The sequence below is a fragment of the Prevotella veroralis genome, assembly GCF_018127765.1.
Classification (GTDB): domain Bacteria; phylum Bacteroidota; class Bacteroidia; order Bacteroidales; family Bacteroidaceae; genus Prevotella; species Prevotella veroralis.
This window is the reverse complement of record NZ_CP072330.1, coordinates 1155700-1171275: the sequence shown is the minus strand read 5'-3', so window position 1 is coordinate 1171275 and position 15576 is coordinate 1155700. Positions and strand designations below refer to the sequence as shown.

The 15576-nt window shown below is 43.3% G+C and carries 11 protein-coding genes; 4 read left to right on the top strand and 7 right to left on the bottom strand.

Translation table 11 applies throughout. The annotated features are described in order from the left end of the window. Window positions 1-96 precede the first annotated feature (96 nt). Together J5A55_RS04930 and rlmD are read right to left on the bottom strand one after the other, a co-directional pair. Window positions 97-603: a hypothetical protein gene (locus J5A55_RS04930; RefSeq protein WP_004383417.1), complete on the bottom strand. Its 507-nt coding sequence runs from the start codon at window positions 601-603 to the stop codon at window positions 97-99. 168 nt (window positions 604-771) lie between these two features. Further along, entirely contained in the window at window positions 772-2196 is a 1425-nt protein-coding gene (gene rlmD / locus J5A55_RS04925) for a 23S rRNA (uracil(1939)-C(5))-methyltransferase RlmD (RefSeq protein ID WP_004383416.1), read from the bottom strand. A gap of 207 nt (window positions 2197-2403) precedes the next feature. Here rlmD and ppdK point away from each other — a divergent pair, with 207 nt between their 5' ends. The 4 genes from ppdK (at window position 2404) to J5A55_RS04905 (ending at window position 8515) form a co-directional block, all read left to right on the top strand. After that, complete coding sequence (ppdK, locus tag J5A55_RS04920) at window positions 2404-5127, top strand: pyruvate, phosphate dikinase (RefSeq protein ID WP_004383414.1); 2724 nt, start codon at window positions 2404-2406, stop codon at window positions 5125-5127. Between the two features lie 570 nt (window positions 5128-5697). Next, on the top strand, window positions 5698-5892 hold the full coding sequence (locus J5A55_RS04915) for a hypothetical protein (protein ID WP_004383413.1): 195 nt from the start codon (window positions 5698-5700) through the stop codon (window positions 5890-5892). A 44-nt stretch (window positions 5893-5936) separates the two neighbouring features. Next, the gene (locus tag J5A55_RS04910) at window positions 5937-7646 is read left to right on the top strand and encodes a hypothetical protein (RefSeq protein ID WP_004383412.1); all 1710 of its coding nucleotides are present in this window, start codon (window positions 5937-5939) and stop codon (window positions 7644-7646) included. A gap of 428 nt (window positions 7647-8074) precedes the next feature. After that, window positions 8075-8515, top strand: coding sequence for an HU family DNA-binding protein (locus J5A55_RS04905; RefSeq protein WP_004383410.1), 441 nt, complete (start codon window positions 8075-8077; stop codon window positions 8513-8515). Window positions 8516-8747: 232 nt separating this feature from the next. On the opposite strand, the gene clpB is transcribed toward J5A55_RS04905, so the two are convergent. The 5 genes from clpB to J5A55_RS04880 form a co-directional block, all read right to left on the bottom strand. Continuing rightward, window positions 8748-11336, bottom strand: a complete 2589-nt coding sequence (gene clpB / locus J5A55_RS04900; RefSeq protein WP_004383409.1) for an ATP-dependent chaperone ClpB — start codon at window positions 11334-11336, stop codon at window positions 8748-8750. Between the two features lie 262 nt (window positions 11337-11598). After that, a complete protein-coding gene (locus tag J5A55_RS04895) occupies window positions 11599-12063 on the bottom strand; it encodes a DUF5675 family protein (protein ID WP_004383408.1) in 465 nt (154 codons plus the stop codon). 60 nt (window positions 12064-12123) lie between these two features. Continuing rightward, window positions 12124-14481 carry a DUF3987 domain-containing protein gene (locus tag J5A55_RS04890; RefSeq protein ID WP_004383407.1) on the bottom strand — a complete coding sequence of 786 codons (2358 nt, stop codon included), beginning with the start codon at window positions 14479-14481 and terminating at the stop codon, window positions 12124-12126. A 219-nt stretch (window positions 14482-14700) separates the two neighbouring features. Further along, window positions 14701-15102, bottom strand: a complete 402-nt coding sequence (locus J5A55_RS04885; protein ID WP_039851348.1) for a hypothetical protein — start codon at window positions 15100-15102, stop codon at window positions 14701-14703. A gap of 119 nt (window positions 15103-15221) precedes the next feature. Beyond that, window positions 15222-15479 carry a DUF3127 domain-containing protein gene (locus tag J5A55_RS04880; RefSeq protein ID WP_249118595.1) on the bottom strand — a complete coding sequence of 86 codons (258 nt, stop codon included), beginning with the start codon at window positions 15477-15479 and terminating at the stop codon, window positions 15222-15224. Window positions 15480-15576: the final 97 nt, after the last annotated feature.

The following is a 15576-nucleotide window of genomic DNA, read 5'->3' as shown; positions in this document are numbered from 1 at the left end:
TTAGATTAGGCAAAGAGAGTGTATCGCACCGGTTAAGTCCTGCGATACACTCTCTTATGTTGATAAATTAATTCGTAGTTGTTGTTGGTATGCTATTTACTTTAAATTAATAACGGATGATAATGCTGTGGAATATTTAAAGTAGAAGTCTTTGTAGACGGTGGCATCCGATAGGGGATTACCATTGCGATTGATTTCCTGCTTCTTTAAGATAACGTGATACTTATTGGGTACTAAGTTGGAGATAGTGTATTGTATGTCGTATTTGCAAGTACAATTTGTATCCTCTGTCGATTGTTCTACCAATATTATGGTATTACTTCCATCAGTATTCATTTGGGTTTTGATTAGGGCATCGCATGCCAGTGTTGCATTATGGTGTTCGAGAGTCATCTTTCCTTCACCTAATGCTTTTAAAGCAAGATACTCTTTCCCTTCTCCACCTGATAGATTGTTTGCTCTAGCTAAAGTGGGGCTTGTTTTACATCCTGTATTCGTAGAGTTGGTTAAAGTAGGAATAGGACTTTGAATCTCTGAATGATTGCTACACGCTAGCATTGTTGCTAAGGAAAGTGTTGCCATCAGATAGTTAATGATTTTCATAATGAATAACAGCTTAGTTAATAATAATAGTTTATGTGGTTTGCAAATATAGTTTTTTTATTTAAACTAATTGATGTTTTGTTTTTATTTAACAAGATAAGATACCTCTTACATACGAGAAGAGCCTCCATTCGGAAAGAAAGGAGGCTCTTCTATATTCGAGTATAATTATCGCTTTTCTAATAGCACAACATTCTCAACGTGTGGGGTGTGGGGGAACATATCAACGGGTTGAACGGCGGCTACCTTATAATCTGCATCAAGCAAAGCTAAATCTCGTGCTTGTGTTGCTGGATTACAACTAACGTAAACAATGCGTTTAGGACTTGCTCCGAGGATGACGTTAACAACGTCAGGGTGCATACCAGCACGTGGTGGGTCAGTGATGATAACATCAGGGCGACCATGCTTCTGGATGAACTCTTCTGTGAGAATATCTTTCATATCGCCAGCATAGAAGAGCGTATTATCAATGTTATTGACGTTGGAATTGACTTTTGCATCTTCAATCGCTTCGGGTACATACTCGATACCAATCACCTTACGAGCTTTCTTAGCAATGAAGTTGGCTATTGTTCCCGTCCCTGTGTAGAGATCGTAAACAAGCTCATCTCCCGTAAGATTGGCAAATTCTCTAGCAACAGAATAGAGATGATAAGCCTGTTCGGTGTTCGTTTGATAGAAACTCTTTGGACTCACCTTGAACTTCAGGTCTTCCATCGTTTCAAAGATATGGTCATTACCTTTATAAAGCGTTAGTTCTAGGTCGTTGAACGTATCGTTCCCCTTTTGATTATCGACATAGAAAAGAGAGGTTATTTGTGGGAATTTCTCAGCAATATGCTGCATGAGAGCTTTTGCTCGCTCGTCATCTCCCTCTTCATCGTAATGGAATTGTACGAGCAACATCCACTCACCCGTATTAGAGTTACGAAGCATGAGGTCACGTAATAAACCATGTTGGGCGCGAATGTCATAGAATGTCATCCCCGTTTCTAAAGCATAGTCGCGAATATCATTGCGTATCTCGTTACAAAGATTATCCATGAGCCAGCACTTCTCAATAGGGTAAATCTTATCGAAGCTGCCCGTTATATGGAATCCAATGGCACCACCTGAAAGCCCGACACCTTCAGGTAATGCAGCTAATTCTTCGGCGGTGTACCAACGTTTATTAGCACAACCAAACTCTAGTTTATTGCGATATTCCTTTGTGTGGACAGAACCCATGATAGGTCGGAACTCAGGAAGCTCAACCTTTCCAATGCGGCTCAGTTGATCATAAACCTGCTGCTGCTTTGCCTTTAATTGTTCGCTGTAAGGTAAGTTCTGCCATTTACATCCGCCACAGATACCAAAGTGTTCGCACATAGGTTCTTCACGCACATTGCTCTTGCTGATAAATCGAATGACGGTAGCCTCACAATAACTACGTTTCTTCTTCCGAACTTGCAAGTCGACGATGTCACCAGGAACAACAAATGGAACAAAGACAACCTTGTCTTCAACGTGTGCAACACACTTTCCTTCGGCAGCAACTGCCTCTATTGTGACATTCTCAAATATAGGAAATGGCTTTCTCTTTCTACTCATAAATTGTTTTGTATTTGGCTGCAAAGTTACTAAAAAAATCTAGTATGCGTCGTTGTGCCTATCTTTATTGTGGTATGTGTGTCCGCTAACAAGATGAAAATGTAAGGTAGAGATTACATTATTCATTGAAAAGTTTGTCACTTTACCTAATTATTGGTATATTTGCACGTAGAGATAAATAACTAAAATACATTATCAATTATAATTATGAGCGAAAAAAGAGTTTATACCTTCGGTAATGGTAAGGCAGAAGGTAAGGCTGACATGAGAAATCTCCTCGGTGGTAAAGGAGCTAATCTTGCAGAAATGAATCTTATCGGTGTTCCTGTTCCTCCAGGTTTCACCATTACTACCGATGTATGTAACGAGTATTTTGAGAAGGGTAAAGAGACTGTAGTAGGCTTATTGAAAGCAGAAGTTGAGAGTAGCGTTAAGCATATCGAAGCTCTTATGAACTCTAAGTTCGGCGATCCCTCTAATCCTCTTTTAGTCAGTGTTCGTTCTGGTGCACGTGCATCAATGCCTGGTATGATGGATACGATCCTTAATCTTGGTCTGAACGATGTTGTTGTAGAGGGATTGGCAAAGAAGACGGGCAATGAGCGTTTCGCTTACGATAGCTATCGCCGCTTCGTACAGATGTATGGTGATGTCGTATTAGGCATGAAACCAGTAAATAAGGAAGACATTGACCCATTTGAGGCTATTATTCAGCAAGTAAAGGCACAGCGTGGTATCAAACTCGATAACGAAATGACAGTTGATGAGTTGAAGCAACTGGTGACTTTATTTAAGAATGCTATTAAAGAACAGACAGGGCAGAACTTCCCTGACGATCCAATGGAGCAGCTTTGGGGTGCAGTATGTGCCGTGTTTGATTCTTGGATGAATGAGCGGGCTATTCTTTATCGTAAGATGGAGGGCATTCCACAAGAATGGGGTACAGCCGTTACGGTTATGGCAATGGTCTTTGGAAACATGGGTGAAACATCAGCTACAGGTGTTTGTTTCTCTCGTGATGCTGCTACTGGCGAGAATTGTTTCAATGGTGAGTATCTTATCAATGCACAGGGCGAAGATGTTGTAGCTGGTATCCGTACACCACAACAGATTACAAAGGAAGGTTCATTGCGTTGGGCAAAGCAACAGAATGTTGATGAAGAAACTCGTCGTAAGAAGTTCCCTTCAATGGAAGAAGCTATGCCAGAGTTATATGCTCAGTTGTATGCTCTTCAAGATAAGTTGGAGAAGCATTACCACGATATGCAGGATATGGAGTTTACCGTACAAGAAGGTAAGCTCTGGTTCCTACAGACTCGTAATGGTAAGCGCACAGGTACAGCAATGGTGAAGATAGCCATGGACTTGCTTCACGAAGGTGAGATTGATGAAAAGACAGCTCTTTTGCGTTGTGAACCAAATAAACTTGATGAACTTCTCCACCCAGTATTCGATAAGGAAGCACGCGCTCAAGCACATGTGTTGACACGTGGCTTACCAGCTTCACCAGGTGCTGCTTGCGGTCAGGTAGTATTCTTTGCTGATGATGCAACAAAGTGGCATGAGGATGGTCACCAGGTAATTATGGTGCGTATTGAGACATCTCCAGAGGATCTCGCAGGTATGTCAGCTGCTGAAGGAATCTTAACAGCTCGTGGCGGTATGACTTCACACGCAGCAGTTGTTGCCCGTGGTATGGGTAAGTGCTGTGTCAGTGGTGCAGGTGCAATTATGGTTGATTACAAGGCTCGTACTGTTGAGATTGATGGAACAATCATTCGTGAAGGTGATTACATCTCATTAAATGGTTCTACTGGTGAGGTTTATGCAGGTGAAGTGAAGACACGCCCAGCAGAGGTAACTGGCGACTTTGCCGAGTTAATGGATCTCTGTAAGAAGTATAGCAAATTGGTTGTACGCACCAATGCTGATACTCCACACGATGCAGAGGTTGCAAGCAACTTTGGTGCTGTTGGTATCGGTCTTTGTCGTACAGAGCACATGTTCTTCGAAAATGAGAAGATAAAGGCTATGCGTGAGATGATTCTCGCAGATAGCACAGAGGATCGTGAGAAGGCTCTCGATAAACTATTGCCTTATCAGAAACAAGACTTCTATGGTATCTTGAAGTGTATGGATGGTATGCCAGTGAACATTCGTTTGCTTGATCCACCATTGCACGAGTTCGTTCCTCATGATCTAAAGGGTCAAGAGATTATGGCTCAAGAGATGGGTGTAAGCGTTCAGTTCATCCAGAGCCGTGTAAGTTCTCTGTCAGAACATAATCCAATGTTAGGACTTCGTGGTTGTCGTTTGGGCAATACATTCCCAGAGATTACAGCCATGCAGACAAAGGCTATCCTCGGTGCTGCTATCCAGTTGAAGAAGGAAGGCTTTAACCCAATGCCAGAGATTATGGTTCCATTGGTTGGTATCGTAAATGAGCTTGATATACAGGAGCACATCATTCGTAAGACAGCTGATAAGCTCTTCAAGAAAGAAGGCGTAGAGGTTCCATTCAAGGTGGGTACGATGATTGAGATTCCTCGTGCTGCTCTAACTGCCGACCTCATCGCACAGAAAGCAGAATACTTTAGCTTTGGAACAAACGACTTGACACAGATGACCTTCGGTTATAGCCGCGACGACATTGCTAGCTTCTTGCCAAGCTACTTGGAAAAGAAGATTCTTGATGTTGACCCATTCCAGGTTCTCGATCAGAAGGGTGTTGGTCAACTTATCCAGATGGCTGTTGAGAAAGGACGTAAGACGCGCAAGAACCTCAAGTGTGGTATCTGCGGTGAGCATGGTGGTGAGCCAAGTTCTGTCAAGTTCTGCCATCATGTAGGACTCAATTACGTTAGTTGTTCTCCATTCCGTGTGCCAATCGCAAGACTCGCAGCGGCACAAGCAGCGGTGGAAGAAAAGTAGATACTTTCTTAGTTTTGGTATTTAGGCTGTGAATCCTTGGTAAAACAAGGTTCATAGCCTAATTTCTTTATATAATATAAGGTGAAATATGCATTCTCTCAATCTTCATCCCATGATTTTCTCATTAAATCCATATTTCTTTCTTTAATTCTTTCGTTATTCCAATATTTCTTTTTACCTTTGCGCCCGTTGAGTGAGAATTAACCAATTTAAGAATGATGTTACAAATAACGAAATTCAATCAAGCTAACGTTTGCGCCTTATATAATAAAGGTGTAAGCCGTGTTGTTGCGTTGGATTCTTTAACATCTAAATTCGAGAAAAAGGTTGCAAATTATTTGGTAGTTCCAAATAATTGTATACTCTCTCTCTCTCTCTCTCTCTCTCTCTAGTAGAGCAGGCGTAAATTACACATTTTTTTCTTCTCGCATACGCGCGCGCGAAGCGTGCCGTAACCCCTGTAAACAAAGGACTTCTAAGAGTTTCCTTTGTTCTTTTTTTGTGTCCGTACCTAAGCCGATATAAAGAGAAAATATAAACGAAATAACTACTATTTAATTAATTAAAGTAATGAGAAAAAAGAAACAGAAAAGAGACTATGAATGTCCCGAGTGCAACGTGCATGAACTTCAATTCGAAAAATTTATTTGTGCTTCCGTAACGCTAGATCCACAAGGTTCAAGCGAAGAGAATTGGAACAATGATAAGGAGATAAATGCCGATCACGAAGAATGGGTAGGGTCGTCTACTGAAGTTGCTCCATAGAAGATCGATATTTGGCGTATAAAATTTATAAGAATAATTAATTCATGACAGAAATGAAAAACTTTTTTTCTATTATATGTATGTTAGCTGCTATGCTAACAATATCTTGTAGTAATGATGATGTAGTTAATAATACTGCAAACAAGGTAAATGCTGCAAAAGATATTAAATTTGAAATTTCATTCAGTGACTATAACACAGATGATACCATTAGTCATGGTACGCGTGCGACTATTGATCCACAAGTACAGAAAACTCAAATTGTTCCTATGGGTGAAATGATGTATGCCGAAGTTAGTTTACAGCGTGATACTACTAAAACAATTGACAAAGTAGGGAAAGCAAAGACACGTGCTTTAACCGATGGTACTTATACTATTTATGCTTATCAGGGAACAAGTCTTAAAGGTACTTTAAAAGGAACTGTTACAAGTAATGTGTTTACCCCTACAAGTAGCAATGAAGAGATTGGTCTTGAATCAGGTACATATACCTTTGTTTGCTGCAATGAAAAAGTACAGGTTAATGGAGAAACTTGGAGTATTAATCGTAGTGATGTCGAGAATGCACGTATAGGTATAGCCAAGAACATTGTAATTACCCCAACACCAAGGAAACAAAAAGTTGCTTTCCAGATGAAGCATGTTGGAAGCCGAGTTAAAGTTGTTATGCAAACAGATGGTTTTCCTCCACGTGATTTGACAGGTAATTTCTCCTCTACACTTAATATACCTTCAAAAATCAACTTTAAGACATCCACTCAAACTTATGCTGTAGCAGGAACCGTTCCATTTACAGACAATATTACTTTTGCTTATACAACAGGTGCTGCTTGGACTAATGCCCCAACAGCTCCAGAAGGCTGGAATGATTATTATTATTTCCTTCCAAAAACAAATGGAGCTAATCTGAAATTTACAATAACTGGTGGAACAGCCTATCGGTTACCAATTACAGGTCGTTCTGTTACATTCCCTGAGCTAGCCTCAATGTCCTCGAATGATTCATATCGCTTAGTGATGAAAGTTCACTATAATTACATATACCTTTTCAGTGATGGAACTACCGGACAGAAGACTGATGCAAACTTCAGGTCTAAAACTCCTATAGCAGTGGTGGTGAGCCGCTCTAAACGTATTGCAGCAGCAATAAAAGATATTGACCCTAGTGCGATAAGTAATTTTAAATGGGGAAAAGATAATGTAGTTACAACAAATACTGCAAGTGCGACTCTAAGTGACCACCTTTCTGATTTAAAAGGTTATGATTATACTTATTCAACAACCTATAGTACTGATGGTATTATAAAGGGAAATGATGCAATAAACTATCCAGCCTTTTATGCTGCAGCCCATTATGACGCTGGTGTCCCAATTACAGGAGCTAACATTGGGAAATGGTATTTACCATCTATTGGAGAATGGAACCTTTATTTCAAAAACCTTGTATATCTTATTAATGAAGATGTTGATTATGTAGAAAAGCCAGTACCTGGTAGTCCAAATGAAATGTTTTATCCTGACACCTATGCTCTAAAATTTACTAGTCAACGCTCCAAAGGTACAGGGAAAAGCCTTTATGCCTCATCTTCAGAGCTTTCTGCATCACAATATTATGCTTATTGTTATGAAAGTTTTGTATCTAGTTCTATGGGGGGATGGACAATGATAAATAATTCTGGTAGAAATATGGTGGTTCAAGGGAATAAGAGTAATGACAGTCGTATGTTTGTCCGTCCTTTTGTTCATTACTAAATGTATAGTGCCCCAAAAGTATATGGTCTCGGATAAGCATGAATTTGCATGCTGTCGGAAGAAAAATTATATACGCTTCCCCGTAAATTTATATACGGTTAGAAATTTACGGGGAAGCGGTTAGAAATAAATTTTTATTTGATAAAAATTTTCGGCTAACCGTATATAATTTGGACTTTGAACTTTGAATATTGATTTTCGAACATTGAACGATGACCTTTCTCTTGAAAGTTGTGCTTTCGATGAGCGAAAACGATACAAGGGAACGAAGCCAGAGATGCTTTTTATAACTTTACTGGAGGTGGCGTCAAACCTCTATCCTTAAATGCGATTTAGGAGCATTGACGCTACCTCTATATATTTGAAAAACAGAGAAGTGCTGCAAAATGCAGTACGGTAATAATTAATAATTTAAATCTTATAATCAAATGAAAATCAAAATGGTTCAGCGGAAGAATCCGCAAAAGAAATCGGAAGTAAAGTATTATGCTAGTCCTGTCAACGCTGGTAAAAAGACTTTGCGCGACATTGCTAAGGACATTGCCGGTCGTTCCTCATTGACACGTGGTGACATCGAGAATGTGCTTACAAACTTTATGGAGTGTCTGCCCAGTTATTTGCGTGATGGCTTTAGCGTGCAGTTGGGCGAGTTCGGTACAATGCGTTTAACCTTATCAAGTGAAGGTGCAGCGAACGAAAAATCCTTTAAAACCGAAACCATCAAGCCTCGAGTAACGTTTACGCCCAGTGTAGAACTGAAAGCAGGATTGCGTGACAACTCTTACGAGACGGTGAAGAAGGAAAGTCTCACCCCTGCCCCTGGCTCTTCTCCAAAGGAAGGGGGGAGTGAAGGACCAGTGGCAGGATAGAAAGCCTCCCCAAGCCCCTCTTAGGAGGGATGTGCCTAACGGGGGCTAGTTAGGATAAGCGCCTGTCCCTACTGTTAGTATGTTGAAAATAATTTGTTTGATGTCTGCCATTAGACACTCCTTATTAAGTTGGATTGCATCTGAGGAATCGTTTATAACCAAGCAAATTACATGTAAATTAAAAAAGGATGTGCCTGAACACATCCTTTTTTCGGTTTTAATACAGTCCTTTCTAGTTTCTAAATACTAAGCCCTCGCCAAAGCAATCGATGATGACTGGCTTGTCACGATTGACAGTACCTGCAAGCAATGACTTACTGAGGTCGTTCAATACGTAACGTTGGATTGCACGCTTAACAGGTCGTGCGCCAAACTCTGGATTGTAGCCAACATCTGAAAGATAGTTGATGGCTGGGTCGGTCCATTCGAGATTGATACCTTGTGGTTCCAACATCTCCTTAACTCTTTCGAGTTGCAAACGAACAACACCACCAATCTGCTCCTTTGTCAATGGTAAGAACATAATTGTCTCGTCAATACGGTTGAGGAACTCAGGGCGAATTGTCTTCTTCAACATATCCATCACCGCAACTTTTGCCTTGTCGATTACTTCCTCACGATTCGTATCGTTAAGATGCTCAAACTGCTGTTGGATGTATTGCGAACCAAGGTTAGACGTCATGATGATAATCGTATTCTTGAAGTTCACCGTGCGACCCTTATTATCTGTCAATCGACCATCGTCCAATACCTGTAAAAGAATATTGAATACGTCTGGATGTGCCTTCTCAATCTCGTCAAAGAGTACGACAGAGTAAGGCTTACGGCGTACAGCCTCAGTCAACTGACCACCCTCGTCATAACCAACGTACCCCGGAGGCGCACCGATGAGGCGTGTTACACTGAACTTCTCTTGATACTCACTCATATCAATTCGCGTCATCATTGACTCGTCATTGAAGAGATAATCAGCCAATGCCTTTGCCAACTCCGTCTTACCTGTACCCGTTGTACCTAAGAAGATGAAGGAAGCAATAGGTTTCTTTGGGTCTTGCAAACCTGCACGTGAACGACGAACAGCGTCTGCAACAGCGGTAATTGCCTCGTCTTGACCAATGACACGCTTGTGCAACTCATCCTCTAAGTGGAGCAACTTATCCTTCTCACTTTGTAACATTCGGGTGACAGGAATGCCCGTCCAGCGACTTACCACCTCAGCTATATCATCCGCTGTAACTTCCTCACGCACCATCGCCTCACCGCCTTGCGTTGTTTGCAACTGCTGTTGAATATTCTTGATATCATCCTCCAGTTGTTTCAAACGAGAGTAACGAATCTCTGCAACACGCTCGTAATTGCCCTCACGCTCGGCACGGTCAGCCTCATACTTGAGCTGCTCAATCTCTTGCTTGTCTTGTTGAATCTTATTCACCAATCCACGCTCGCCTTCCCACTTAGCACGGAAACTATGTTCCTGCTCTTTGAGTTCGGCAATCTCCTTGTCGAGTTGTGCAATCTTTTCCTTATCGTCTTCCCGTTTAATCGCCTCACGCTCAATCTCAAGTTGTTTCAAACGACGAGTAATCTCATCCAACTCCTCTGGAACTGAATCACGCTCCATGCGTAGTTTTGCGGCTGCCTCATCCATCAAGTCGATAGCCTTATCAGGTAAGAAACGATCTGATATATAACGCTCAGAAAGTTTTACAGCTGCTATACAAGCATCGTCTTGAATACGAACCTTGTGATGGTTCTCATAACGCTCCTTCAATCCACGAAGGATAGAGATGGCGTCCAATTCGTCTGGCTCATCCACCATAACTGTTTGGAAACGACGCTCAAGTGCCTTATCTTTCTCAAAATATTTCTGATATTCATTCAACGTTGTTGCACCGATAGCTCTCAACTCGCCACGTGCCAAAGCTGGCTTCAAAATGTTAGCTGCATCCATAGCACCTTCGCCACCACCGGCACCAACAAGTGTGTGAATCTCATCAATGAAGAGAATGATATTACCATCAGCCTGCATCACTTCCTTAACAACACTCTTCAATCGCTCCTCGAACTCACCTTTATACTTAGCACCAGCCAACATCGCACCCATATCCAATGAGTAGAGTTGTTTATCTTTCAAATTTTCTGGCACATCACCACGAACGATTCGCTCTGCCAAACCCTCAACAATAGCCGTCTTACCAGTACCTGGCTCACCAATGAGAATAGGGTTATTTTTTGTACGACGAGACAGAATCTGCAATACTCTTCGAATCTCCTCATCACGACCAATCACTGGGTCGAGCTTGCCTGCACGGGCATCCTCGATAAGGTTGCGGGCATATTTCTGTAATGACTGATAATTCTCATCACCACTTTGCGACTGCACCTTCTGACCTTGTCTAAGATCATTAATTGCAGCTGTCATTTCTTTCTCTGTGCAACCTGCATCTTTCAATATCCGACTTGCTGTGGAATTTACAGCCAACAGAGCGAGCAACATCGGTTCAATGCTTACAAACTCATCGCCCATCTTCTGCGAAATATCCATCGTGCGTTGCATTACCTGATTGGCTTCAGAAGAGAGATAAGGTTCACCACCAGATACTTTCGGTAAGTGGCTCATCTCATTCTGAATGGCACTCTCCACAGCTTGTGCGTTCACACCTAATTTCTGGAAGACGTAATTAATCACGTCTTTTCCCTTTTCCATCACACCAGCCAAAATATGCACTGGCTCAATGGTTTGCTGCCCATTTCTCTGTGCAATATTTATCGCACTCTGAACAGCCTCTTGCGCTTTAATTGTAAATTTATCAAATGTCATTCTTCAAATTTCCTTTCTTATTTTCTTATCATTCCTCTAATCATTTCTAATCAGACGTTTTTCAATCACCTAATTATTCATCATCAGCCTCCCGATTATTCTTACTTTTTTTTGCTAATTCTGTAACCCATTATCTCAAATGATATGCCTATGAAAACAAAATGACAGAATGACGGAAATAAACGACAGAATGACAGTGTCGTTGGTGGGGGTATCTCACTAATCACTCCCCTCTTCACTCGGAGAGGGGTTGGAGGTGAGGCTACTTCACCGTCACAAACACTTTTTCTCCTTTCTCCATAGCCTCCGTCATCATCTTAACGAGTGTCAGCACACAGCGGGTAGAGTCCAGCACATAGCCTTTGCGGCGGTTGAAACCGAGGAGGATGCAGCCTTTCGTATCTTCTGGCTTATTCCCTGCATGAATCCTTATCCCTTCAAATCCCTTCACATTCAGCAGCAGCGGCAGCCATCGTCCGAACCGTCGGCTACGAGTGATGAGAATGCGATAACGCCCCGTGGGGATAGCCGTCTTCCCGATTATCTTATGCCTACGGATGACTGTTAGCGGCATTCGAGAAGTCAGCTTTCTCGCTGTCGGTTCCATCGTGTTGCAGAACCATTCGGGCACGGCTTTTTCTTCATTATTAGCCTGTTCGGGTAGAATATAGAGGTTTCCTATTGTGTAGCCTTTTTTTAAGGCGATGCGTCTGATGATTATTTCCATTGCAGTAGTGATTATGTGGTTAGACCTTAATGTAATTTGTAATAATGTAATTTCTTCGGGTTATACGGTAGCTATCTTCTTCCATTTACCTTCCTTCACCTTTTCTATCCATCCGTCCGTCTTCCATCGATGAATCATAACGCGCAGCGTTCCTATGTTCGTATTCTCAGGTTTCAGTCGGTTAAGGTCGTCAAGTGTGAATATCTGTGGCAATTCTTCAAGGATATTCTTGTTTCTGCTTCTTCTCTCGTTTCCCTCCATTGTCTTACCCATCTGTGTAAGCAGCGGCTTTCCGAAGATTTGCATTTGTGCTTGCAAGACATATTCAGCCATAGCCACCGCAAAGTCAAGGCAGGCTTTCGACTCTTTCCCTACGATCAGCCTATAGATAACACCACAGCGAAAGCCTATGACGGCAGCACGTTTGCGATAGGTGTCTTTGACGATGTCCCAGGTGCGTGATGCCTCAAGACGTTTCTCTTCCACCCAATTAGCAATTCGTTTGCGCAATCGGGGTGTGTCAAGGAATCCGTTGGCAGCACACAGCTTTTCTACGGCTTCACGAATGGCGGCAGAATCCCTGTCAATCATTCCTCGGAAGCGGGGCATAGGAGCAAAAGCGTTGTCGGGCATTTCGGAGAAGATGATGCGTGAGGAAAGTCCATTCTCTACATTGTCGCCTTGGAAGCATTTTGCCAGCGCACCGTATGTGCCGAGGATGGTCCAATTATAGGCAACGTCAACGACTCCACTCTCTGCCTGATCAGAGTTATAATCTTGTCCCCACCGTCCATTATCGAAGGCGAGGCGATAGATGTCATACTTCTGTGACCACGAGCCTGCACCATTTGTTTTGCGTAGTGTGTCGAGTTCCTCACCAAAAGAGAATAGCGTGTGTCCCTGTGCATATTTCATACGTTTCAGAAGGGTTGAACACGAGATGGTAACAGGCACATTGCGAATCATCACTCTTGGGTCTTCGGGAGCTTTCTCGTTAGCCTTTCGATTGCGGCGTTTCTCCTTCCATTCGTCTTCCTGTTTTCGTGCCTTTGCGTCGTCCTCGTTCATCCTTTCGAGCCATGTGTCGAGGGCTTCCTTACACGCACTTTTTCCCGATGCTTGCGGACCGACGATTACCGACATAAGTCCCAGCTGCATTCGCTTTCCGTCGCAGTATTCCACCGTTACGCTGTCGGCGTATGCGGCTGCCAGAGGCATGACAGCACAGAGGACGGGTATCTTCATCCCTTCTGGAACGCCTGCCAAGGTTGCTTTTAGTGCAGGCAAACGTAAGATGGCGTTCTCGATGTCTGCAACATATTGGGGCTTTGCCTTCGGTGTGGGTATGGAGAAAGGCTGGTCGCCCATAAAACCACTCGTCACGGCTGTTTCAAGATTGGAGACACCTTCACCTGCCTCCTGTTCGGCAAGGGCATTGATACGCTGAACGGTTGCGTTGAAAATCTTTGAGTCGTCGTGATATTTCGCATAGAAATCATGGATAAGCTGACGGCAATCCTGCTCCTGAGCATATTCAGGCATCCGCTGCTGCACCACTGCCAAGAGTTCTTCCTCGCTCATCAGTCGACTGGCTGCAACGGAGAGGATAGCCTGCAGGGAGGTGTGGCGTGAGCCTATACGATTGATGTCTACATCCTTTAAGCCTGCAGCTTCACGACTGAGGTCGAAGATGCGCAACTGCTTTTCTGTGCAGGTCGTAGGCTGCGTGTGCGTGGTTTCCTCTTTCGGTGTGTGTGTAGCTTCTGCCGTTGGCACTTGATAGGCAAGCATGCGCCCATCGTCCGTAAGTCCACGTCCTCGGAAAGCAGCTACATACATCTCACGATCGTCATCATTGAGGGGTTGATACCATTCTTTCGAGCGATAGATTTCGTCGTCAATGGATGTGACATAAATAAAGCGTTCGGGAGTGATGCAGGATTTGTCATACGGCACACCGATAGCCTCGCCATAAGCCTGCTGCGCCTCCTCTACGGTCATACCGAGTGGAAGACGGAAGTCAATATGCAGTTTCTTGCGGGCTGAATATTCCATATGCAATAACTTACTGCGCCAACGTCCAGGCTTCGTGTCAAGTTCGCGTGCCGCAGTGATAGCTTCTTCTACGACCGATGCGTCGTCTACATCGAAAGTTGTCTGAAAGGTGAACGCTTCAGGCAGTAGGTTTGCTTGCCTACGGTGATTATCCCCGAAGGCGGTATAATGCGGGCATCGCCACGGCAGTTGTGCCTTCAGTGCGTCAGCCCGTTTGTCGCCAGCTGGTAGTGTACGAATTTCGCTTATCAGTTCCTTCAGCCACGGCTCTCTAATGAGTCTATCGTAGTCTTCGATAGTCATCGTTCTGACTACTCCCTTATTGCCGTTGCGTGAAGTGTTGAGTGCAATGTTTTGTGTCATAGTTTATTGTGAAAAAAGTGTAATTAAAAACAGCCTCACCCCCAACCAGCCTCACCCCCAACCCCTCTCCGAATGGAGAGGGGAGTAAAAACCGAGATACCCCGATATATTAGATAAGTAATGAGAAAAGATATGGTGAAAAGATATCCTAAGTGTAGGGAAATCTCGCTAATTACTCCCCTCTCCATTCGGAGAGGGGGCGGGGGTGAGGCTCTTTTTTTACATCCCCCCTACAAATGCTGTCACGGCTACAAATATCTCGCTCATCATCGTGACGATGCGGCGGATGCCGAGTTTTCGGGGCAATCGGATATTGACGATAAGATCGTGAGAAGTCTGTTTGACACAGGCGTAAGGAATCTCAAAGAGTTTCTCATAGCGGCTACCCGTACCCTTGCGGTAAGGACGGATAAACGTCTCGCCATCTTTGCGCACACAGACCGATGCCTGGAATCTCTTCTCACTGCCTGCCACGACTGCAGAGTCTTCCCAAGGACAGGGCTTGGACTTGATACGCCCATCTGTATAAAAGAGAGTCTGTGTGTCTATACAGATATTGTCATAAAATACTTCATTAATGTTCTTAATAGAAGCAGTCTCGTTGTTAATCTTTTTCTCCATTTTTTTCTTCGTTAAGTGAGGAAGAAGCGTCTGAAAAACGTGGCCACGTTACTCTCCGGAGACTTTTCTTCAGCTCACTTCACTCAGATGAATAGTTCTTTTCTTATTCCTCCCGATGGCTATACCCTCTCAAACTTGATGATACGGATGTCGTTGAACCAGCGGTCTTGCCACTGACGGACGCCATAATGCAGGCTCACCTTCAGGCGGTCGCCCTCTTGAAGGGTAAACTTCTCAATCATACTGCCGTGCAGCGTGGCTACTAATGCGTCAGGGTAGACAACATTCTCTTCTGCCTCCAGCACCACGTCACGACGTTGCCAAGCTTGTCCATCACGTTGGCTGATTCCTTTTACTACTGGCTGTAAAGCTTTCACCTTGAAAACTACATTTTCTAAATCTTCCATAAATTCTTTGCTTACCGAGGATAGTGCGCAGCGACATTGCTACGGGGCTTCCTTTCGTTAGCTGATG